At 64.7% G+C, this 20,641-nt stretch carries 19 protein-coding genes and 1 tRNA gene; 10 read left to right on the top strand and 10 right to left on the bottom strand.

The window, feature by feature from the left end:
• Nucleotides 1-2 precede the first annotated feature (2 nt).
• From EJ072_RS23300 to EJ072_RS23290, 3 genes are read right to left on the bottom strand one after another with little or no spacing between them, the layout of a single operon-like run.
• Nucleotides 3-209 carry a hypothetical protein gene (locus EJ072_RS23300; RefSeq protein WP_126059583.1) on the bottom strand — a complete coding sequence of 69 codons (207 nt, stop codon included), beginning with the start codon at nucleotides 207-209 and terminating at the stop codon, nucleotides 3-5.
• A 43-nt stretch (nucleotides 210-252) separates the two neighbouring features.
• Nucleotides 253-1,242 carry a cation diffusion facilitator family transporter gene (locus EJ072_RS23295; protein ID WP_126081488.1) on the bottom strand — a complete coding sequence of 330 codons (990 nt, stop codon included), beginning with the start codon at nucleotides 1,240-1,242 and terminating at the stop codon, nucleotides 253-255.
• A 13-nt stretch (nucleotides 1,243-1,255) separates the two neighbouring features.
• Nucleotides 1,256-1,942, bottom strand: coding sequence for a GNAT family protein (locus EJ072_RS23290; RefSeq protein ID WP_126081487.1), 687 nt, complete (start codon nucleotides 1,940-1,942; stop codon nucleotides 1,256-1,258).
• Between the two features lie 82 nt (nucleotides 1,943-2,024).
• On the opposite strand from EJ072_RS23290, the gene EJ072_RS23285 reads away from it, so the two are divergent.
• A complete protein-coding gene (locus EJ072_RS23285) occupies nucleotides 2,025-3,209 on the top strand; it encodes a pyridoxal phosphate-dependent aminotransferase (protein ID WP_126081486.1) in 1,185 nt (394 codons plus the stop codon).
• Between the two features lie 12 nt (nucleotides 3,210-3,221).
• On the opposite strand, the gene EJ072_RS23280 is transcribed toward EJ072_RS23285, so the two are convergent.
• The 3 genes from EJ072_RS23280 to EJ072_RS23270 all read right to left on the bottom strand — a co-directional run bounded on the left by EJ072_RS23280 (nucleotide 3,222) and on the right by EJ072_RS23270 (nucleotide 5,997).
• Nucleotides 3,222-3,983 carry an SDR family oxidoreductase gene (locus tag EJ072_RS23280; protein ID WP_126081485.1) on the bottom strand — a complete coding sequence of 254 codons (762 nt, stop codon included), beginning with the start codon at nucleotides 3,981-3,983 and terminating at the stop codon, nucleotides 3,222-3,224.
• Between the two features lie 240 nt (nucleotides 3,984-4,223).
• Nucleotides 4,224-4,955 carry a tellurite resistance TerB family protein gene (locus EJ072_RS23275; protein WP_126081484.1) on the bottom strand — a complete coding sequence of 244 codons (732 nt, stop codon included), beginning with the start codon at nucleotides 4,953-4,955 and terminating at the stop codon, nucleotides 4,224-4,226.
• Between the two features lie 112 nt (nucleotides 4,956-5,067).
• The gene (locus tag EJ072_RS23270; RefSeq protein WP_126081483.1) at nucleotides 5,068-5,997 is read right to left on the bottom strand and encodes a rhodanese-related sulfurtransferase; all 930 of its coding nucleotides are present in this window, start codon (nucleotides 5,995-5,997) and stop codon (nucleotides 5,068-5,070) included.
• A gap of 155 nt (nucleotides 5,998-6,152) precedes the next feature.
• Between EJ072_RS23270 and EJ072_RS23265 the strand changes: the two genes are divergently transcribed.
• A complete protein-coding gene (locus EJ072_RS23265; RefSeq protein WP_126081482.1) occupies nucleotides 6,153-6,791 on the top strand; it encodes a 2-dehydro-3-deoxy-phosphogluconate aldolase in 639 nt (212 codons plus the stop codon).
• 5 nt (nucleotides 6,792-6,796) lie between these two features.
• Here the strand turns inward: EJ072_RS23265 and EJ072_RS23260 are convergent, their stop codons facing one another.
• A complete protein-coding gene (locus tag EJ072_RS23260) occupies nucleotides 6,797-7,546 on the bottom strand; it encodes an SDR family oxidoreductase (protein ID WP_126081481.1) in 750 nt (249 codons plus the stop codon).
• Nucleotides 7,547-7,707: 161 nt separating this feature from the next.
• Between EJ072_RS23260 and EJ072_RS23255 the strand changes: the two genes are divergently transcribed.
• Entirely contained in the window at nucleotides 7,708-8,601 is an 894-nt protein-coding gene (locus tag EJ072_RS23255) for an AraC family transcriptional regulator (protein ID WP_126081480.1), read from the top strand.
• Nucleotides 8,602-8,693: 92 nt separating this feature from the next.
• On the opposite strand, the gene EJ072_RS23250 is transcribed toward EJ072_RS23255, so the two are convergent.
• The 3 genes from EJ072_RS23250 to EJ072_RS23240 form a co-directional block, all read right to left on the bottom strand.
• Nucleotides 8,694-8,767, bottom strand: a tRNA-Gln gene (locus EJ072_RS23250).
• 82 nt (nucleotides 8,768-8,849) lie between these two features.
• On the bottom strand, nucleotides 8,850-10,709 hold the full coding sequence (locus EJ072_RS23245; RefSeq protein WP_126081479.1) for a DUF882 domain-containing protein: 1,860 nt from the start codon (nucleotides 10,707-10,709) through the stop codon (nucleotides 8,850-8,852).
• A 377-nt stretch (nucleotides 10,710-11,086) separates the two neighbouring features.
• The gene (locus tag EJ072_RS23240) at nucleotides 11,087-12,634 is read right to left on the bottom strand and encodes a sigma-54 dependent transcriptional regulator (protein WP_126081478.1); all 1,548 of its coding nucleotides are present in this window, start codon (nucleotides 12,632-12,634) and stop codon (nucleotides 11,087-11,089) included.
• 156 nt (nucleotides 12,635-12,790) lie between these two features.
• Between EJ072_RS23240 and EJ072_RS23235 the strand changes: the two genes are divergently transcribed.
• From EJ072_RS23235 to EJ072_RS23205, 7 genes are all read left to right on the top strand, one after another.
• Nucleotides 12,791-14,629, top strand: a complete 1,839-nt coding sequence (locus EJ072_RS23235) for a M3 family oligoendopeptidase (RefSeq protein WP_126081477.1) — start codon at nucleotides 12,791-12,793, stop codon at nucleotides 14,627-14,629.
• 351 nt (nucleotides 14,630-14,980) lie between these two features.
• Nucleotides 14,981-15,673 (top strand): proton-conducting membrane transporter, encoded by a 693-nt coding sequence (locus tag EJ072_RS23230; protein ID WP_126081476.1) that lies wholly within the window; start codon nucleotides 14,981-14,983, stop codon nucleotides 15,671-15,673.
• 149 nt (nucleotides 15,674-15,822) lie between these two features.
• Nucleotides 15,823-16,968, top strand: coding sequence for an aminodeoxychorismate synthase component I (locus EJ072_RS23225; RefSeq protein WP_126081475.1), 1,146 nt, complete (start codon nucleotides 15,823-15,825; stop codon nucleotides 16,966-16,968).
• Nucleotides 16,917-17,579, top strand: a complete 663-nt coding sequence (locus EJ072_RS23220; protein ID WP_126081474.1) for an aminotransferase class IV family protein — start codon at nucleotides 16,917-16,919, stop codon at nucleotides 17,577-17,579. Before EJ072_RS23225 ends, EJ072_RS23220 begins: the two co-directional genes overlap by 52 nt.
• A 39-nt stretch (nucleotides 17,580-17,618) precedes the next feature.
• On the top strand, nucleotides 17,619-18,548 hold the full coding sequence (locus EJ072_RS23215; protein ID WP_126081473.1) for a DUF3445 domain-containing protein: 930 nt from the start codon (nucleotides 17,619-17,621) through the stop codon (nucleotides 18,546-18,548).
• A 132-nt stretch (nucleotides 18,549-18,680) separates the two neighbouring features.
• Nucleotides 18,681-20,126 carry a homospermidine synthase gene (locus EJ072_RS23210; protein ID WP_126081472.1) on the top strand — a complete coding sequence of 482 codons (1,446 nt, stop codon included), beginning with the start codon at nucleotides 18,681-18,683 and terminating at the stop codon, nucleotides 20,124-20,126.
• A gap of 87 nt (nucleotides 20,127-20,213) precedes the next feature.
• Complete coding sequence (locus tag EJ072_RS23205) at nucleotides 20,214-20,588, top strand: hypothetical protein (protein ID WP_126081471.1); 375 nt, start codon at nucleotides 20,214-20,216, stop codon at nucleotides 20,586-20,588.
• Nucleotides 20,589-20,641: the final 53 nt, after the last annotated feature.

The following is a 20,641-nucleotide window of genomic DNA, read 5'->3' as shown; positions in this document are numbered from 1 at the left end:
CTTCAGAGACCTTTCTTGCGTTGGCTGCGTCCGCGCAGCCATAGGACGACGAACAGCCCGACCATGAAGACCACCGCGATGACGGCCGCCAGCACCGTCGACACCTTGCCCGCGGCCAGCATGATGGCCGGCAGGAAATAGGCGGCGAGACCGAACACGAGCAGTATCACAGCCGCGGCAATCGCCGCGTTGCGTGTGTCACGATCCATCAGCAGACTTTCCTGGCTTCGAGGCTGTTAGGCATAATCCTGATCAGTGATAGTGCCGGCGATCGGCAGGCGCGCCATGCGTATGATCGCGATCATGGTGATGGCCATGCTCGTCATGACTGTCGGCGCATTGCCCGAATTCCGGTTCGACGGTGGCATGATCGATGCCGTGCTTGGCGGCAAGCCGTTTCTTGATGGCGCTCACCGCCACATGCGGATCGACGCCGTCATTCAGGCAGGCATGCAGCGTCGCCATGTTGGAGGTGCCGTCGAGCGACCAGACATGCATATGATGCACCTCGCGCACGCCCTTGACCGCGCCTTCGATGTCCTTGGCGATCATATCGCGATCGAGGCTTGCCGGCACGCCTTCGAGCAGGACATGCGCCGCCTCGCGCATCAGCGACCATGCCGTCGACAGGATGAGCAGCGACACTAGGACGGAGAGGACAGGATCGATCGGCGTCCAGCCGGTTGCCAGGATGATGAGGGCTGCCGCGATTGCCGCGGTGGAGCCGAGCAGGTCGCCCAGCACATGCAGGATCGCGCCGCGCATGTTCAGGCTCTCGCGGTCGCCGCCATGCAGCACGAAGAAGGAGGCGATGTTGACCAGCAGGCCTGCCACCGCCACCACCAGCATCGGCCCGCCAAGCACGGGCGCCGGGTTCATCAGCCGCCCCCAGGCCTCGTAGACGATCCAGAGCGCGATGACGAAGATGGCGATGCCGTTGGTGTAGGCGACCAGCGTCTTCACCCGGCCGAAGCCATAGGTCAGACGGCCGGTGGCCGGGCGTCCGGCGAGATGGAAGGCATACCAGGCAAGACCGAGCGCGATCGAATCGGCAAGCATATGGCCGGCGTCCGCGAGCAGCGCCAGCGATCCGGTGAGCAGCCCGCCGAGCGCCTCGGCGACCATGAAGCCGCCGGTCAGGCAGGCCGCGATCAGCACCCGTTTCTTGTCGGTCGAGCCATGCACATGCCCAGCGCCGTGGCTATGACCGGCGGAACCGTGATCATGCGAACCGTGCGCCATCGTCAAACTCCTGTTACCCTCCGAAGTCGGCGCGAAAATCCTCAAGCCGCCGCTTCTGGCCGCCTTCGTCATCGAAATTCGCTGGATCGAGCCAGCCCTCATAGGCTTTGCGCAAGGCCGGCCACTCCTTGTCGATGATTGAATACCACGCCGTATCGCGGTTTTCACCTTTGACCACAAGGTGCTGGCGGAAGATGCCTTCGAACTTGAAGCCGAAGCGCTCGGCAGCGCGCTTCGAGGGCTCGTTGCGGTTGTTGCACTTCCACTCGTAGCGGCGATAGCCGAGATCGTCGAAGAGATATTTCGCAAACATGAACTGCGCCTCGGTCGCCGCCGGCTTGCGCGAGATCAGTGGACCCCAGTAGATGTTGCCGATTTCCCCGACGCCGTTGGCGACGTCGATGCGCATCAGCGTCTGGCGCCCGGCGATCTTGCCGCTCGCCTTGTCGATGACGGTGAAGAACAGCGGATCCTCGCTCGCTTCCGCCTTGTCGAGCCACGGCTGGAAGGCGGCGCGGGTCTCCGGCGGGTAGTCGGGCAGCCAGGCGAAACGTCCGCCGACATCCGAAACCGACGAGGCCTCGTAGAGGCCGTCGCCGTGCTTTGCCGCGCTCAGCGGCTCGAGCCTGACTGTGCGTCCCTCGATCGCCTTGCGTTCCGGCCGTGGGCGCGGCTGCCAATTCTTCAGATCTTCCGACACCGACCACTCCAATCCGTTGACTTTTCCCAGCGGACGGTCACAAAAACGCTCGCTCACAGAAAGAACCACAGGGACGGGAAAAATGCTCCACACGATCGCGGCCATCGACCGCCTTGGCGAGGAAAATGCCTTCGCGGTGCTGGCCAGGGCCACCGCGCTTGCCCATCAGGGCCGCGACATCATCAATCTCGGCATCGGCCAGCCCGACTTCAAGACGCCGCAGCACATCGTCGAGGCGGCGATCAAGGCGCTGCGCGACGGCCACCACGGCTACACGCCGGCAAACGGGCTGCTCGCCACCCGCGAGGCCGTCGTGCGCCGCACGCTGACCACCACCGGCGTCGAGGTGTCGCCTGAGAATGTGATGATCCTGCCCGGCGGCAAGCCGACCATGTTCGCCGCGATCCTGATGTTCGGCGAACCGGGTACTGAGATCCTCTACCCCGATCCCGGCTTTCCGATCTACCGCTCGATGATCGAGTTCACCGGCGCCACGCCGGTGCCGGTGCCGATCCGCGAGGAGAACGGCTTTGCCTTCTCGGCCGACGAGACGCTGGCGCTGATCACGCCCCGGACCAGGCTGCTCATCCTCAACTCACCCGCCAATCCGACCGGCGGCGTCACGCCGCGCGCCGAGATCGAGAAGCTGGTCAAGGGCCTGGACAAGCATCCTGAGGTCGCCGTCATGTCCGACGAGATCTACGACGTCATGACCTATGATGGCGAGAAGCACTGCTCCCTGCTCAACTTCCCCGAAATCCGCGACAGGCTGATCGTGCTCAACGGCTGGTCGAAGACCTGGGCGATGACCGGCTGGCGCATGGGCTGGTCGATCTGGCCGAACGGCGACAAGGGCGCCCATCTCTACGACAAGGTGCGCAAGCTGGCCGTCAATTGCTGGTCTTGCGTCAACGCGCCGAGCCAGTTTGCCGGCATCGCCGCGATCGACGGTCCGCAGGACGATGTCGAGAAGATGATGCGCGCCTTCGACAACCGCAGGAAAATCGTCGTCGAGGGCCTGAACGCGCTCCCCGGCATCTCCTGCATCACGCCGAAGGGCGCCTTCTACGCCTTCCCCAACGTGTCGAAGACCGGCTGGAAGGCCAAGAAGCTCGCCTCGGCGCTGCTGGAGGATGCCGGCGTGGCGCTGATCGGCGGCCCCGATTTCGGCGTGCTCGGCGAAGGCTATATCCGGCTTTCCTACGCCAATTCCGAGGAGAACATCCTGCGCGCGCTGGAGCGGATCGAGGCATTTCTAAAGAAGTGAGCCGTCAGGCGCTTATCCGCGCCCGACAAACGGCATCTTCGTCGCCATCACCGTCATGAACAGCACGTTGGCGTCGAGCGGCAGGCTGGCCATATGCAGCACCGCGTCGGCGACGCGTTGCACGTCCATCACCGCCTCGGCGGCGATCGAGCCATTGGCCTGCGGCACGCCCACCGTCATCGGCTGCGCCATCTCGGTCAGCGCATTGCCGATATCGATCTGGCCGCAGGCGATGTCGAAGGGCCGGCCGTCGAGCGCCAGCGTCTTGGTGAGACCGGTGATGGCGTGCTTGGTCGCCGTATAGGGCACGGAACCCGGGCGCGGCGCATAGGCCGACACTGAGCCGTTGTTGATGATACGGCCGCCCATCGGCTTCTGCCTCCGCATGGCGCCGAAGGCGGCGCGCGCGCACAGGAACGCGCCGGTGAGGTTGACGCCGACGACATCGTTCCAGACCTCGACCGGGATCTCGTCGATCAGCGTCGACTTGTAGCCCATGCCGGCATTGTTGAAGAGCAGGTCGACGCGGCCGAAGGCCTCGAGCACGGTCTCGAACATGTCGTCGACTTCCGCCGCCTTGCTGATGTCGCAGGCGACTGCCAATGCCTTGGCTTGCGTCTTGCCCGCATCGGCGATCGCCTCTTCCAGCACCGTCTTGCGCCGGCCGCAGAACACCGTGTTCCAGCCTGCCTGGAGCAGCGCGGTGGCGACGCTCTTGCCGATGCCGGTGCCGGCTCCGGTAACGATGGCGGTCTTCTCTGCTATGGCGGTCATCGTCGTCCTCCCGGTCATGCTCGGAAAGACGTGGCATCGCAAATGCCGGGGATCATGGCAAGCCGCTATTGGCGACAAACAAGAGGCCAACAAAAAGGGCGGCCATTGGCGACCGCCCCGATCTGAACCGCGCTTGGGAGGAGGAAAAGCCGGTCCGACTGATTAGAATGATGCGCTTGCTGAGTTAACGAGGGATTAACGACCGGCAAGGCGGTGCGCAGCGGCGTTTACCAACATGGTTCACCACGGCGAGCTAGGCGCGCTGCCGGCCGGCACCTTTGCCGCCGAGACAGTCGCCTCGACATGATCGACCAGGGCATCCGGCAGGCCGAGCCGACCGGCAAGCAGGTCGAGATAGCCGCGCTCGGCGCGCGTGTCGGGATCGATGGTCAGACGCGAGGCGGTGTAGAGTTCCAGCTTCTGCGCATCGGTCTTGGCGCCGGCGACCAGCGTGTCGAGATCGAGTGGCCTTTCGAGCTCGGCAAGCAGGAACTTTTCCGCTTCCGCGCCGATGCCGGCGAGCTTGAGCTTGTCGGCGATCTTCTTGCGCTCTTCGTCGTCGATATGGCCATCGGCCTTCGCCGCCGAGATCATCGCTCGGACCAGCGTCAGCGTGAACTCGGCCTCGCCTTGCGGTGCCTGTGCAGGATCGAAAGCGGTATCGGCCGGCGGCGGGAGCAGTTCAGGCTCGCCGGACGCGGGCGCCTGCGCCGGCTCGTTGCCGGCCTTGTAATTCTGATAGGCCTTGTAGGCGAGGCCGCCGATCGCCGCCAGGCCGCCGAGCTTGATGGCCGCGCCCGTCACCTGCCGTCCGGTGCCGGTGCCGAGCAGCACGGCGGCAAGCGCTCCGGCAGCCAGCGGATTGTCCTTCGCCATCTGCGCCGCCTGCCCCGCCTTGTCGCGAACGGTCGAGCCCGTGCCGGGAATCTGCGATCCGAGAAGGTCGTCGAGCAGCTTCTTGGGGTCGAGCATCAATGCCTCCAGAATTGGCCCGGCCGAATGGGCGGGCATGGTTTCGGACCGGCAACAGGTAGGCCCCGCGGTTTGACATTACAATGACGGAGCAGGTTTTGCGCGTGAGGCTTTAGCTGCCGATATGGCGCTTGCCGCCGCGCGCCTGCGCAAGTTCGACCTGACGGTGGCGTTCGGCGTAGCGCTCGCGGTCCGCATCGGACCGCGTTTCGAAACAATGCGGGCATGAAACGCCGGTCGCGTATTTCGGCGACAGCCGGTCCTCGACCGTCAGCGGATGCCGGCAGGCGCGGCAGAGCTCCGCCTCGCCCTCGGTCAGGCCATGCGAGACGGACACCCGCTCGTCGAACACAAAACACTCGCCCTGCCACAGGCTCTCTTCGGCCGGCACCTCTTCGAGATATTTCAAGATACCGCCCTTGAGATGGAAGACGTTCTTGAGGCCGAGCGACTTCACATAGGCTGTCGCCTTCTCGCAGCGAATGCCGCCGGTGCAGAACATCGCCACTTTGCGGCCTTCGAGCTCTTCACGGTGCTCTTCCACCCAGGCCGGGAACTCGCGGAAGCTGGAGGTCCTCGGGTCGACCGCGCCCGTGAAGGTGCCGAGCGAGACTTCATAGGCGTTGCGCGTGTCGATGACGACGGTGTCGGCGTCCGAGATCAGCGCATTCCAGTTGGCCGGCGCGACATAGGTGCCGGCGCTGGTTGCCGGATCGATATCCTCGACGCCCATGGTGACGATCTCCCGCTTCAGCCGCACCTTCATGCGGTGGAACGGCATCTCGGCGGCGCTGCTGTATTTGACTTCCAGCCCGGCAAGGCCTTCGATGGCCTGCAGATGGTCCACAAGCGCGGCAATCGCTTCCTCGCTGCCGGCAACGGTGCCATTGATGCCTTCATGCGCCAGAAGCAGTGTGCCCTTGATGCCGCGCCCGCAACAGAAGGCGGCGAGCGGCGCGCGCAGGGCCTCGTATCCGTCGAGCCGCGCGAATTTGTAAAGCGCGGCGACCTGGATGGGCTGAAATTCCTTGGTTGTCGTCATGGCCATGCCACTAGACTGTGGTCAAAGCGGTTTCAAGGCAAAGGAAGTTCAGGCGACGCACGATCCGCCGCGCGGCATCGCGACACGCCGGGCTTCGTGGACTTGGACGGACCCTTCTGCTAATCGGTTTAAAACATAGAAACGGAGACCAGCACATGACCAGCAAGACCGAAAAGCTCCTGTCGCTCCTCAACGGTCAGCCGGTCATCCCGGTGCTCAAGATCGCCAATGTCGCCGATGCCGTGCCGCTCGCTCGCGCTTTGTCGCGCGGCGGGTTGCGGGCCATCGAGATCACACTGCGCACCGCCGACGCGCTGGAAGCGATCCGACGCGTCGCGGCCGAGGTCGAGGACGCGATTGTCGGCGCCGGCACCATCCTCGATGCCAGGCAGTTCGAAGAAGCAGCCCGCGCCGGCTCGACATTCATCGTCAGCCCCGGCATCACCAGCCAGCTTCTCGAGGCGGCCAAGGACAGCCCCGTGCCGCTGCTGCCCGGCGCGATCACGCCCGGCGAGATCATGGCCGCGCGCGAAGCCGGCCTGCGCTTCCTGAAGTTCTTCCCGGCCGAGCAGTCCGGCGGCATCGCTTCGCTGAAAGCTTTCGCCTCGCCGCTGGCGGACGTGAAATTCTGCCCGACCGGCGGCATAATGGCCAAGAACGCCGCCGACTATCTGAGCCTGCCCAACGTCATCTGCGTCGGCGGCTCCTGGGTGGCGCCCGACGATCTCATCAAGGCCGGCAAGTGGGACGAGATCGAAGCGCTGGCGCGTGACGCGAGCAAGCTCAAGAAGTAATCAACTTACCAGGGCAGCGGGCCGTTCTCATCGAAGTAACCGCCTGTCGGTCCACCAGGCTCCAGCGTCGCCAGCCGCACGATGATCTCGACCGCCTGCTGCACCGTGCGGCCGCCTCTGTGGGCGTTGAGGTCCGTCGCGGTGTAGCCGGGAGCGGCGGCATTGACCATGATGCCGTGCGGCGCAAGTTCCCTGGCGAAGGCGAGCGAAATGGCGTTGAGCGCGGTCTTCGAGCTGCCATAACCCATGACGTTGGGCGACTGGCTGTTGCCGGACGCGCGCGCCAGCGATCCGAGATAGCTGCTCACCATGACGATGCGGGCGGCGGGAGATGCCAGGAGCAGCGGCAGGAATGCCTGGGTGACCCGCACCGACCCGAAGACGTTGACGTCATAGGTAGCTTTCATGTCCGCGATGTGCTCCTGGCTCGGCGGTGGCTGATAGCGACCGTCCGGGGCCAGCGCCTCGACATAGCCGGGTGCGATGCCGGCATTGTTGACCAGCACATCCAGGCCGGGCGCCCGCGCTGCGACAGTCTTGGCCGCGGCCGCCACGCTGTCGTCGATGGCGACATCGAGCGCGAGCCACTCGACATCAAACCCCTCATCACGCAATGCCTGCGCCGCGGTCTCGCCACGTTCGGCGTCGCGCGCGCCGAGCCACACCTTGTAATCCAGTGCCGCCAGCCGCCGGACGGTCTCACGACCGATGCCCTTGTTGGCGCCGGTCACCAGCGCGTTCTTTCTCGTCGTCATGTCCATGTCTCCTTCGATGACCCAGAGATGACGTGAACCGGCTCGCTTCGCGCGCCAAAAGCTCTCAGCCTCTTGCCTAATCCTCTCAGGTTCGTGTCTTCGCGGGCGCGTCAGCGCCTCGCTTGGTTGCTTGGCCGCGATGGATCGGCAATGCTGGAAAGATGAGTGACATATTGCAGGAATTGGTCGCCATGGCCGGGCGCCACGCGCGGGGGCGGCGGACGAAGACGGCCATTCCGCGCGTCACCATCGGCCGCAGCGAGCTTCCGACGCCGCCGCTGCCCGAGCTCTGCCAGCCGACCGCGCTTCTGGTCCTGCAGGGGACCAAAACGGTGCTGATCGGCGACCGCACGCTTGCCTACAGCGCCGGCAGCTATTTCGTCTACGCGGTGGAGGCGCCCGCCACCAGCCAGTTGATCGAAGCCAGCAGAGCCTGTCCCTACATGGCTCTCGCCTTCGCCATCGATATCGAGCTGATCGCCGGGCTGCTTATCGACCATCGACCGGCGATAGACGGCGACAGCTTCGTCACCAACCCGGCCGATGACGACTTGCTCGACGCCTGGCGACGGCTGCTGCGGCTGCTCGATCGGCCGGAAGAGATTCCGGTTCTCGCGCCCATGCTCGAACGCGAGATCGCGTTCAGGCTCTTGCAAGGCCCGCAGGGCGAAAAGCTGCGCCAGCTCGCGCGCGCCGATGGCCGCCTGTCGCAGATCCGCCGCGCCACCGCCTGGATCCGGTCGCATTACAACGAGCCGATCGATGTGACGCAGCTGGCCGAGCTCTCGCATATGAGCAACGCCGCCTTTCATCGCCATTTCAAGGCGGCGACCGCGATGAGCCCGATCCAGTATCAGAAGCAGCTCCGCCTTTTGGAAGCGCGCCATCTGCTGATTGCCCAACCGGGCAGCGCGGCGCAGGTTGCTTTCACCGTCGGCTACGAAAGCGCCTCCCAGTTCAGCCGCGAATATGCGCGCCAGTTCGGGCTGCCTCCGGCGCGTGACGCCGCGCGGCTTCTGGCCATGGGCGAAGCGGCCGCGCTGGAAATCGACTGAACATTAAAATACGGCCGGCTGGGCGCCCACCTCCTCACGGGAAGTTCAAGCCGATGCAGCTTGCGCAATGCCAGATAACGCCAACCGATGACTGGTTCCCGCTCATGGATTCGAACCACGATTCACGCCTTCAAAGGGCGCTGTCCTACCATTAGACGAAGCGGGAGGCTGACGGTCTGGGCGCGACATGAAAAACAAAAGCCGCGCTTCAAGTCCAGCGCGGCTTCTCTTCGGTGTCTCTCAAATGGCTACTTCGTCTGGAAACGGGCGACCGAGAGGAACTTCACCGCATTGCCGCTGAAACGGCTGGCATCTTGCATCTCGCCACTCGTTTGGAAGCCGGCGGTGTACACTTCGCTCGGTGGCGTATGCACGATGTTGTAGGCATAGCGCGGCGCCGTCGTCGGATCGGAAACCGAAGCAATGTTCACGCCGCTGCCCAGCGCCCAGCGCGCGGCCTGCGGCGCTGCCGCCACCACCACGGCCTTCGGTCCCGGCTTGAGGTCGCGCGACGACGCTCTGCCTTCCTTGGCCGTCGTCTTCACGCCGGCGCCGATCGCATTCGTGGGATCGCTGCCTGCCGGAAGGGCGGCGATGGCCTGGCGTGGCGAGGCAGCATCGGCCCTCGACGGATCGTTGAACGCCGAGCGCGGCTCCGGCTGCGTCAGCGACGCAAGCTGGTATTCGGCGCCGGCGCCGCCAGCCTCGACGGTCGCGTTGGCCTGTTCGAGAAGGGCCTTGACCTCATCCTGCTTGCCGGGCTGCGGCCGGGCGGTCGGCAGCACGGAGAACGCGTCGGTCGCGCTCTTGTCCTGCGAAGCCGTTTCGGCCAGCGCCAGAAGCACGTTCTTATCCTTCGACGCCAATTCGGCCGGCGTCGAGCGATCTGGGCGCCAGGTCGGAAGCGGGATGTTGTTGACCGCCACCTGCGCCGGATCGGTGCCAGCGGCCTCGGCCGCGCTGGCGGCGCCGAACGGAACCTTGTCAGGCAAGGGCGTCTGCGCCGTCGAAACCACCTGCTCGGTCGTCGCCGAGGCATCCGCCACGGCAAACGGCACATTCTGTGGCGCCTGCTGGCCGACATCGACCTTCGGACGCGGCGCGAAGTCGGGCAGCGGGACTTCCTTGGGCGGCAGCGCCGCGATGATCGTCTCGGGCGTATCCTGCTGCGGCTGCTGCTGATCGTCGGCGCTGTCATCCGCGATCTGCGGGACGTTGGCGCGCTTGGCATCCTTCGGCGAAACGATCGCGATACCCGGGAGGTTGCTGTTGCGGGCCGTCGCGGCGCTCGCGACCTGAACCTGCTTCACGGCTTTCTGCTGAGGCGCCGGAGCGCTTTCATCGGCCGCGTCATCGGCCTCGTCGGCGCCACCGCCGAACAAGGCGGCAAGCAATCCGCCGGACCGCTTGGTCGAGCCGCCGGCGCTGGCCAGTTCGATGTTCGGGGTGCCGGCGCCCTTGCGCGCCTGATAGGCGGCCAGCGCCTGCTCATAGCCAGGCAGCGGACGCCCGTCGCTCGGCACATGCAGCGTCTTGCCGTTCGGGAACAGGCTGACCAGTTCCTGGCGGCTGATGCCCGGCCAGTGGCGCACATTGCCGACATCCATATGGACGAAGGGTGAGCCGGAGGTCGGGTAGTAGCCGACGCCGCCGCCCTGCATCTTGAGGCCAATGTTGCGCAGCTTCTTCAAAGGCACGCCGGGAATGTAGAAGTCCATCGCCTTGCCGAGCATGTGCTGGCTTTTCTCGGCGACGCCGCGGCTGCGCGAACGCAGCATCGCGTTGGTCGACGGCGAACGATAGCCGCAGACGACCTGGATGTAGTCGGTCGCGCCGGCTTCGCGATAAGCTTCCCAGACGAGGTCGAGCAGCCGCGGGTCCATCTTCGTCGGCTCGTTGCGGCGCCAGTCACGCAGGATGATGTTGATCTTGCGCAGGCCTTCCGGATCGTAGCGGCCATTGCGCTTGTAGACGATCTCGGCCTTCTCGTGCGTGTGCAGGTGATAGAGCTTGAGCGTACGAACCTCAGCCCTGGCGCCCGACATTGCCGCGGACAGAAACCCGACAGCCAAAATCACAAACGTCAGCCACCTCGGCCAGACGCTCATGTGAAAATGCCGCCCGTTTGTGTGTCGTTCGACTTTGTTCAAATCAACTGGCTTTCAGGCTGCCGTTTGTCCCCGGATTTGACCAAACGGATGCGTCGTTTTCACATCCGAATATCGATCCTAATGGTTAATCATCGTTTATTGAAGCCGAAATGCGGTAACACCGTGGCGATATCCCGTCAAAAATGATGCACAGCATTTCGTGGTAAACCGCTGGTTTAGATCAAGAATCCGGCCCCGGCCAGAACACGATCTGTTACCGTTAGCGTTAATGCGTGATCCTCGGCAACGCCAACCGCTGAAAACCCTGCGTTTTCACGTCAAAAGCGACAATTTGACTCGGATTTTAGGCGCGCAAGCTGTTCGAGGCCTGCCTGTCACGAGGCAAGCCGGTCCACGCGACCAGCTTCGGGATCAATGCCATATTCCTTCAACTTGCGGTAGAGGGTTGAACGGCCGATGCCCAAACGGCGCGCGACTTCGCTCATCTGGCCATTATAATGATCGATCGCCAGCTTGATCATCTCGAGCTCGACATCGGCCAGCGCCCGTACATTGCCGCGCTCGTCCAGCGCCCGAAGCGTTCCGAACCGCGGCTGCGGCCGCGCCGGTGACTCGCCGTCGGCAAAGGCGGACCCCATTTTCTCGGCAATCGCCTCATCCGCCGGATTGGACGCACCCTCGACCGTTTCGGCGACGGTGGATGTCGTTTCCGCTGCGAGATCGACCGTGCCTTCCACCTGGGCCCGGATCTGCGGGAACTCCTCCTCGGTCAGCACGTCGCCCTCGGCAAGCACCGACGCGCGGAAGACTGCATTCTCCAGTTGGCGGATGTTGCCCGGCCAGTCATAGGCCTGCAGCATCGCAAGCGCTGGCGCCGATATGCCGGCAAGGCGCCGGCGCGGATCGGCCGGCGCGACCTTTTCCATGAAGTGCCGGACCAGATAGGGAATGTCGTCGCGGCGGTCGCGCAGCGGCGGCACGAAGATCGGATAGACGTTCAGCCGGTAGAACAGGTCCTCGCGGAACTTGCCGTCCTTGACCTGCTGCAGAAGGTTGCGGTGCGTGGCCGAGATCAGGCGGATGTCGACCTTGACGGTCGAGCGGCCGCCGACCGGATCGACCTCGCCCTCCTGCACGGCGCGCAGCAGCTTGACCTGGACGTCGAGCGGCAGATCGCCGATCTCGTCGAGGAACAGCGTGCCGGAATTCGCCTCGACGAATTTGCCCGTATGCTTCTCGGTAGCGCCGGTGAAGGACCCCTTCTCGTGGCCGAACAGGATCGATTCGACGAGATTGTCCGGGATGGCGCCGCAATTTACGGTGACGAACGGCTTCGAACGGCGATCGCTGCTGCCCTGAATGGCGCGCGCCACCAGTTCCTTGCCGACGCCGGATTCGCCCTCGATCAGGATCGGGATGTTGGACGCCGCCGCCTTCTGCCCGAGGCGGATCACCCGGTCCATTGCCGGGCTGCGCGTGATCATGTCCTTGAAGGTGAGATGGCCGCCGCCGCGTCGCCGCGACGCGCGCTTCATCTCGTCCTCGACGGCTTCCACCTTGAGCGCGTTGGAGATCGCGGTCTGCAGCCGGTAGGGCGACGCCGGCTTGACGACGAAGTCGAAGGCGCCGTGCCGCATCGCCGAAACGACCGTCTCGATGCCCCCCTGCGCCGTCTGCACGATGACGGGAATGTTGATGCCGCGCTCGCGCATCGCCTTCAGCACACCGATGCCGCCTAGGCCGGGCATGACAAGGTCGAGAATGACGACGGAGACCTCGCGCGCGTTCGGCCCGTCGAGCACGTCGAGGCCGGCCTCGCCGCTATCGGTGACGATCGCGGTGTGCCCGAACTTGGTCAGCGCGGTCTCGACCAGCCTGCGCTGCACCGGATCGTCATCGACTATGAGTATGGAACCTGTCATGACTGTTTGAGTTTTCCGCCCGAGAAAATCCCCATGGATCATCTTGGCACAGGGTTCTAAATAAGGTTTCAAAAAACCCGGTGAACGAATTCCTTAGGATTTGACCGGCTTCCTCCTTCCCTCTGATTTGGCACCGATTCAAAGAAGGTATTGCTGATGCGCATGGAATTTGGTCATCGGCTTGCGGCGCCAGCGTCCGGACACGGCGCGGCGGAGCTTGGCGATCTGCCGGAGTGGAATCTCGCCGATCTCTATTCCGGCATGGAAGCGCCCGAATTGAAGCGCGACATCGCCAAAGCGGCCAGCGACGCCATCGCCTTCGAGACCCGCTGGAAAGGCACGCTGGCCACGGAAGCCGGGCGCGGCGGCGCCGGCCGGCTGGGCGAGGCGCTGCAAGCCTATGAGGCGCTCGAGGAACTGATCGGCCGCATCGTCTCCTATGCCGGCCTCGTCTATGCCGGCAACACCGCCGATCCGCAGCGCGCCAAGCTCTATGGTGACGTCCAGGAAAAGATGACGGACGCGAGCGCCCATCTTCTGTTCTTCGCGCTCGAGCTCAACCTGATCGACGATGCGGCGATCGAAAGCGCTCTGGCCGCCGACAAGGCCTTCGGCCACTACCGGCCCTGGGTGCTCGACCTCAGGAAGGACAAACCCTACCAGCTCGAGGATCGCGTGGAGCAATTGTTCCACGAGAAGTCGGTCACCGGGCGCGGCGCCTGGAACCGCCTGTTCGACGAGACGATGACCGATCTGCGCTTCGACGTCGACGGCGAGGAGCTGACGCTTGAGCCGGCGCTCAACCGGCTGCAGGATTCGAATGGCGAGGTGCGCCGCCGCGCCTCCGAGGCGCTGGCCGCCACGTTCCGCAAGAACCTGCGCACCTTCACCCTCATCACCAACACGCTGGCCAAGGACAAGGAAATCTCCGACCGCTGGCGCGGCTTCCAGGATATCGCCGACTCGCGCCACCTCGCCAACCGCGTCGAGCGCGACGTGGTCGACGCGCTGGCCGCGGCAGTGCGCGAGGCCTATCCGCGGCTGTCGCACCGCTACTATGCGATGAAGGCGCGCTGGCTCGGCATGGAGGTGATGAACCACTGGGACCGCAACGCGCCGCTGCCGGAGACGCCGAAGGCGGTGATCCGCTGGGACGACGCCAGGGACACGGTGCTCTCCGCCTACAAGCGCTTCTCGCCCGACATGGCAGAAATCGCGCGCGGCTTTTTCGATCGCAGATGGATCGACGCGCCGGTGCGGCCGGGCAAGTCGCCCGGCGCCTTCGCCCACCCGACGGTGCCGTCGGCGCATCCTTACGTGCTGCTCAACTATATGGGCAAGCCGCGCGACGTGATGACGCTGGCGCATGAGCTCGGTCATGGCGTGCACCAGGTGCTGGCCGCGGGCCAGGGCGCGCTGATGGCCTCGACGCCGCTGACGCTGGCCGAGACCGCCTCCGTCTTCGGCGAGATGCTGACCTTCCGCTCGCTGCTCGAACAGACCAGTGACAGACGCGAGCGCAAGGCCATGCTCGCTCAGAAGGTCGAGGACATGATCAACACGGTCGTGCGCCAGATCGCCTTCTACGAGTTCGAGCGCAAGGTGCATACCGAGCGCAAGAACGGCGAGCTGACCTCGGACAGGTTGGGCGAATTCTGGCTGGAGGTGCAGGCCGAAAGCCTGGGACCGGCGATCAAGCTGCGCGACGGCTACGAGGTCTTCTGGACCTATATCCCGCACTTCATCCATTCGCCCTTCTATGTCTATGCCTATGCCTTCGGCGACTGCCTGGTGAACTCGCTCTACGCCGTCTACCAGAACGCCGAGCGGGGATTTCAGGAGAAGTATTTCGAGATGCTGCGCGCCGGCGGCACCAAGCATCACTCCGAACTCCTGGCTCCCTTCGGCCTCGACGCCACCGATCCCGCGTTCTGGCAGATCGGCCTTGGCGTGATCGGTTCGCTGATCGACGAGTTGGAGGCGCTGGACAAGTGAACAGCAACGAAGCGTGCATCGATAGCTATAGTTTAGCCGAGACGCATATTAGCCGGACTCTATTCTTGCCCTAAATAGCTGTTCTTGAATAACTCTCCGGCGCATTTTCAACTGGCTTTCGACGAGCCATATGATAGCGTCCGGCCTCAAGCTCAGCTGGACGCATCGCGCAGGCCAGAGATGCCTGCCGCTCCGCTACGGCGAATGCGATGATGGCCGTCGGTCCGGACAAGACCGAACGCCGATGGCTCGATTGAAGCCGGCGGTTCCACCGAACACGGAACCTTTGACGATTCTTGACGGCAAGCGTGCCCTCCCAGCCGCGGCCGACGGACCGGACTGGAGAGGGAAATGAGCACTTTCTTCTACATGCTCCTGGCGTTCGTTGTGGGTATCCTGGCTGGCTGGTTCATCTGGGGCCGCCTGCGCGGCGAGCTCGACAGTCTGCGTGGCGATCTCGACCGCACCCGAAGCGAGCGCGACAGGCTGCGCGCCGATAACGACCGGCTCAAGGGCGAGCTCGATGCCTGCGGCAGTGCCCGCGCCAATCTCGAAAGCCGGCTGCGTAACGCGCCTGCCGCCAAGGCCGGCGCCGACAAGGCCGCCACGCCGGCGCCAGCGGCGCTCGTGTCGACCCCGGTGAGCGCGAAGGCCGCTCCGGCGAAGCCCGCCGCCGCGAAGAAGCCGGCGGCCGCGAAAACCGCGGCAGCGAAGCCCGCGGCCAGGGCAGCCGCGCCGAAGAAGACGGCTCCCGCCAAGAAAGCTGCCGCGCCGAAGGCCGCGGCCGGCAAAGCCGACAATCTGCGTCGCCTCATCGGCATCGGCCCGGTCAACGAAACGCTGCTCAAGGGCCAGGGCGTCACCACCTACGCCCAGATCGCAGCCTGGACCGACGCCGACGTCAAACGCATCGAGGAGGTGCTCAATTTCGACGGCCGCATCGCGCGCGAGAAATGGATCGAGCAGGCGAAATTACTGGCCGCCGGCGACGAGGCCGGGTTCGCGCGCCAGTTCCCGACAGCCGGTACCGTAAGCAACACCTGAATATCCGTCTGGTTGGTACGAGGCGCCCGCATGGGGCGCCGTCTTTATTTTGGCCAGCCGCCTTTGCGTCGCTCGACGCCGTTCCCTCGATTGCGCGTCCCCGGGCCCCCATATAGACCGGTCGACTGAATTGTCCGCTTCCGAGGCTCATGCCCCTGCCCGCAGCCATATTCCGCAATGACGAGAGCGCGCGTCAGCTGGTGTTCGACCGGCCGCACGAGATCATTCTCGCGCGCACTGCGGAGGAGTTCGCGCCGGCGCTCGAGCGAGCCCAGGCTGCTTCCGACGCCGGCAAATGGCTGGCAGGCTATTTCTCCTACGAGGCCGGCTACCTGCTCGAGCCTAAACTGGTGCCGCTGCTGCCCGAAGGCCGCCGCGCGCCGCTGGTCTGTCTCGGCGTCTTCGATGCGCCCGACGAGCAAGAGGTCCCGCAATCGCGGGCGTCCGCCAGCAACGGCCCGATCTTCGATGCCAGGGCAACGTGGTCCGCCGAGGACTATGCCGGCCGCTTCGCGCGCCTTCACAACCACATCCGCAAGGGTGACTGCTATCAGGGCAACCTCACCTTCCCGGTCCGCGCGCAATGGTCCGGCGATCCGCTTGCCGCCTTCGACGCGCTGACCGAGCGCCAGCCGGTCAAATACGGCGCGCTGATCTCGCTCGGCGATCCGATCGTCCTGTCGCGCTCGCCCGAACTGTTCTTCCGGATCGACGCCGACGGCATGATCGAGACGCATCCGATGAAGGGCACCGCGCCGCGCGGCGCGACCAAGGCCGAGGATGCCCGGCTGAAAGCCTTCCTGCGCAACGACGAGAAGAACCAGGCCGAGAACCGGATGATCGTCGATTTGCTGCGCAACGACATCTCGCTGATCAGCGAGGTCGGCACACTGGAGGTGCCGGAACTGTTCCGCATCGAGACCTATCCGACGGTGCACCAGATGGTGAGCCGTGTGCGGGCGAAGCTGCTGCCCGATATCGGCATCCGCCAGGTCTTCGCCGCGCTGTTTCCTTGCGGCTCGATCACCGGCGCGCCGAAAATCCGCGCCATGGAAATCCTGCACGAGCTGGAAGACGCGCCGCGCGACGTCTATTGCGGCGCCATCGGCTGGATCGCGCCGGCCGGCAGGATGCGTTTTTCGGTGGCGATCCGCACCATCTCGCTCTTTGCCGACGGCGAGGCCGTCTACAATGTCGGCGGCGGCGTCGTCTTCGATTCCACAGCCGAGGAGGAGTATCGGGAGTGTCTGTTGAAAGCGCGCTTCGCGACGGGAACGGTGCCGGCTTCGAGCTGATCGAGACCATGCGCTGGGAGCCGGGTTCAGGCTTCCTGCGCTTCGAGCGCCATCTCGCCAGGCTTTATGCGTCCGCCGCCGAGCTCGGCTTCGCCTGCGATCCCGAACGGATCGGCGAAGTGCTGTCGAACACCGTCAACGGACACGGGATTGCCTTGCGCGTGCGCCTTGCCTTGCGGCGCAATGGCGAAGCGACGGCTGCCGCTCAAGCCTATGAACCGCTGCCCGTGGACAAGGTCTGGCGGCTGCAGTTGGCGCGGATCCGTCTCGATTCCACCAACACGATGCTGCGCCACAAGACCAGCCTGCGTCAGGTCTACACGCATGCCCGCGCGGAATATCTCGCCACGCGCGCCGACGAAGTGCTTTTAGCCAACGAGCGCGGCGAGATCTGTGAGGGCACGATCACCAATCTCTTCGCCGATTTGGGCAACGGTCCGCTCGCCACGCCCCGCCTCGACTGCGGCCTTTTGCCTGGAATATTGCGCGGCGAGCTTCTGGACGAAGGCCGCGCCGTGGAAGCGATCTACAGCTTCGACGACCTGAAGGCGGCGAAGGCGATCTTCGTCGGCAACTCGCTGCGCGGACTGATCCCGGCGCGGCTTGGCTGACCACGCTGGAGACACAAACTGGATAACACCCAAACAGGCATCCGCCACCCGACCCATACACCCTATGACGGGTCCTCGAAGCTCTTCAGCATCGGGCTGAAGCCGCTCGACTTCGACCGCTGGATCGAGGTCGACGAGTTCCTGCTGCCCCATCTCGCCGAAAAGCAGCGGCTCTACGCGGAAATTCCGGAAAGGGTCTTTGTCGAGGAAGACTGCACCCGTGACGCTCAGCGCGAAGTGCTCGACCTGCTCGTCGCCCATCTCGAAGCCGCGCATCCCGTAACCCACCACCGCAACGGAGCCGACGTCGAGCCGGTCGGGTTCGAGGGTATGACCGACCGGCTGCCTCCTGCCTTGCGCGAGGCACCGCTGGCAAGGGCCTCGCTGCTTGTCCAGGAAGACCTGATCCTGATGCGCCGCGACGAACGCGGCTGGCGGTTGGCTGCCGGCTCGCTATGCTTCCCTTCATCGTGGTCGCTGCGGGAAAAATTCGGCAAGCCGCTGCAGGAGATCCACGAACCGGTGCCCGGCTTCGGACCAGGCACTCGGCCGGCTGAGCTCATCAACCGCATGTTCGACGGCCTGCAGGGCCAGGCGGTCGAGCGCTTCAACTGGTCGATCCAGGCCGATGACAGGCTCTACCATCCGCTTTCCAATGTCGAGCGCATCGACCGCGCCACGAACCGCCCGAGCCGCTTTCCGGACGGCGACGTCAACGCCCACGCCTTCATCCGCGTCGAACGCCAGACGCTGCGCAAGCTTCCAGTGTCGCGCGACATCCTCTTCACCATCCGCATCCACCTCGATCCGCTCAAGCTGCTCGCTGACCATCCGGACCGGGCGACATTGGCGGCCTCCTTCGCGGAGCAGCTCCTGGCCCTCGACCAGCAACAGCTCGACTACAAGGGCCTGACTGCCGACCGCGACCGGCTGGTTGCACTCCTCGGCCGCATGGCCGGATCGGCTTAACCACACGCCCAGAACGGCCTAGCCGGCGGTTGGCGCTTTTCGCTGGTTTATGACAATGATCTGTGGTGTAGCGCTTGGCCGTCGGGCCAAAGGCGCCCGGTTTTGCGCGTGTTTGAAGGAGTGTGCGAAAAAATGGCGAATGAAAACTGGCCCGTTTACGGTGAAATCACCGGTCCCGTCGTGATGATCGGCTTCGGCTCGATCGGGCGGGGAACGCTGCCGCTGATCGAACGCCATTTCAAGTTCGACAAGTCGCGCATGACGGTCATCGACCCTCTCGACACCGACCGCAAGCTGCTTGACGAGCGCGGCATCGCCTTCATGCAGGACGCTGTGACCGAGAAGAATTACAAGAAGCTGCTGACGCCGCTTCTGACCAATGGCGGCGGCCAGGGCTTTTGCGTCAACCTGTCGGTCGACACCGGTTCGGTCGACCTGATGAAATTGTGCCGCAAGCTCGGCGTGCTTTACATCGACACCGTCGTCGAGCCGTGGCTGGGCTTCTATTTCGACGCCGAGGCCGACAATGCCAGCCGCACCAACTACGCGCTGCGCGAGGCGATGATCAAGGAAAAGCAGGACAAGCCCGGCGGCCCGACGGCGGTCTCCACCTGCGGCGCCAATCCCGGCATGGTCTCGTGGTTCGTCAAGAAGGCGCTGGTCAACCTCGCCACCGATCTCGGGCTCGAGTTTTCGGAGCCCGCCCAGGAAGATCGCGAGGGCTGGGCCAGGCTGATGAAGAAGGCCGGCGTCAAGGGTATCCACATCGCCGAGCGCGACACCCAGCGCACCAAGAAGCCAAAGCCGATGAACGTGTTCTGGAACACCTGGTCGGTCGAAGGCTTCATCTCGGAGGGCCTGCAGCCGGCCGAGCTCGGCTGGGGCACGCATGAAAACTGGATGCCGAAGAATGGCAAGAAGCACAAGCACGGCTCCAAGGCGGCGATCTATCTGGAGCAGCCCGGCGCCAACACGCGCGTTCGCAGCTGGTGCCCGACGCCGGGCGCGCAATACGGCCTGCTGGTGACCCATAACGAGTCGATCTCGATCGCCGACTTCTTCACCGTGCGCTCGAAGAAGGGCAAGGTCCAATACCGTCCGACCTGCCATTACGCCTATCATCCCTGCAACGACGCCTTGCTGTCGCTGGACGAGATGTTCGGCGCCGCCGGCAAGCCGCAGCCGGTCCACCACGTGCTGGACGAGAACGAGCTGGTCGACGGCGTCGACGAGCTCGGCGTGCTGCTCTACGGCCACGACAAGAACGCCTACTGGTACGGTTCGCAGTTGTCGCTGGCCGAGGCGCGCAAGCTCGCCCCTTACCAGAACGCCACCGGCCTGCAGGTCACCTCGGCGGTGCTCGCCGGCATGGTCTGGGCGCTTGAGAACCCGGCGGCCGGCATCGTGGAAGCCGACGAGATGGACTACCGGCGCTGCCTCGAAGTGCAGTCGCCTTATCTCGAGCCGGTCAGGGGCTACTATACCGACTGGACTCCTCTGGACAACCGCCCGGGCCTCTTCCCGGAGGACCTGGACAAGGACGACCCGTGGCAGTTCCGCAACATTCTGGTCCGATAGAGCCGGGACTGACCAGTGGCAGCGCCTTGCAATCGCCCGGAAATCGGGCGATTGAGAGGGTGCGGACTGAGGAGAGGATTTTCAAGAATGACCATTGCGCGCAAACTGCTTTCGGCAGGCGCCGCGGCAAGCCTGCTGGCTGCGGCCGCCTGCACCACCACCGGCCCATCGGAACCACCGGGCGCAGCTGCGCCGAAGGGCGTCGAGGGCAACTGGATCGACGCCAAGGGCACCGGCCTGTCGACCTTCGCGGCTGGCAGCTTCACCACCGTTGCCACTGACACCGGCCAGAAGCTGTCGGAAGGCAGCTACACCTTGACCGGACCGACCTCGGTCGAGATCCACGGCACCTCGCTGATCCGCCAGACGCCGGTCAGCTTCAACTGCCTGATGGTCTCGATCAGCCAGCTCAACTGCACCAGCGCCAGCGGCCAGAATTTCGTGCTGACGCGCCGGGCCTGAGGCTCGCAGACATCCATCCAAAAAGGACGGCGGCGCAAACCGCCGTCCTTTTT

Source organism: Mesorhizobium sp. M2A.F.Ca.ET.046.03.2.1 (assembly GCF_003952425.1).
Taxonomy (GTDB): domain Bacteria; phylum Pseudomonadota; class Alphaproteobacteria; order Rhizobiales; family Rhizobiaceae; genus Mesorhizobium.
Note: the sequence above shows the minus strand (reverse complement) of the source record. Positions and strands in the feature narration are given on the sequence as shown.

Excerpts from the sequence above, each read along its gene's own strand:
- EJ072_RS23265 (WP_126081482.1), top strand. The coding sequence starts at position 6,153 with ATGACCAGCAAGACCGAAAAGCTCCTGTCGCTCCTCAACGGTCAGCCG.
- EJ072_RS23300 (WP_126059583.1), bottom strand. The coding sequence starts at position 209 with ATGGATCGTGACACACGCAACGCGGCGATTGCCGCGGCTGTGATACTG.
- EJ072_RS23260 (WP_126081481.1), bottom strand. The coding sequence starts at position 7,546 with ATGACGACGAGAAAGAACGCGCTGGTGACCGGCGCCAACAAGGGCATC.
- EJ072_RS23230 (WP_126081476.1), top strand. The coding sequence starts at position 14,981 with ATGAGCACTTTCTTCTACATGCTCCTGGCGTTCGTTGTGGGTATCCTG.
- EJ072_RS23210 (WP_126081472.1), top strand. The coding sequence starts at position 18,681 with ATGGCGAATGAAAACTGGCCCGTTTACGGTGAAATCACCGGTCCCGTC.
- EJ072_RS23205 (WP_126081471.1), top strand. The coding sequence starts at position 20,214 with ATGACCATTGCGCGCAAACTGCTTTCGGCAGGCGCCGCGGCAAGCCTG.
- EJ072_RS23255 (WP_126081480.1), top strand. The coding sequence starts at position 7,708 with ATGAGTGACATATTGCAGGAATTGGTCGCCATGGCCGGGCGCCACGCG.
- EJ072_RS23270 (WP_126081483.1), bottom strand. The coding sequence starts at position 5,997 with ATGACGACAACCAAGGAATTTCAGCCCATCCAGGTCGCCGCGCTTTAC.
- EJ072_RS23235 (WP_126081477.1), top strand. The coding sequence starts at position 12,791 with ATGCGCATGGAATTTGGTCATCGGCTTGCGGCGCCAGCGTCCGGACAC.
- EJ072_RS23245 (WP_126081479.1), bottom strand. The coding sequence starts at position 10,709 with ATGAGCGTCTGGCCGAGGTGGCTGACGTTTGTGATTTTGGCTGTCGGG.
- EJ072_RS23285 (WP_126081486.1), top strand. The coding sequence starts at position 2,025 with ATGCTCCACACGATCGCGGCCATCGACCGCCTTGGCGAGGAAAATGCC.
- EJ072_RS23295 (WP_126081488.1), bottom strand. The coding sequence starts at position 1,242 with ATGGCGCACGGTTCGCATGATCACGGTTCCGCCGGTCATAGCCACGGC.
- EJ072_RS23240 (WP_126081478.1), bottom strand. The coding sequence starts at position 12,634 with ATGACAGGTTCCATACTCATAGTCGATGACGATCCGGTGCAGCGCAGG.
- EJ072_RS23225 (WP_126081475.1), top strand. The coding sequence starts at position 15,823 with ATGCCCCTGCCCGCAGCCATATTCCGCAATGACGAGAGCGCGCGTCAG.
- EJ072_RS23280 (WP_126081485.1), bottom strand. The coding sequence starts at position 3,983 with ATGACCGCCATAGCAGAGAAGACCGCCATCGTTACCGGAGCCGGCACC.
- EJ072_RS23275 (WP_126081484.1), bottom strand. The coding sequence starts at position 4,955 with ATGCTCGACCCCAAGAAGCTGCTCGACGACCTTCTCGGATCGCAGATT.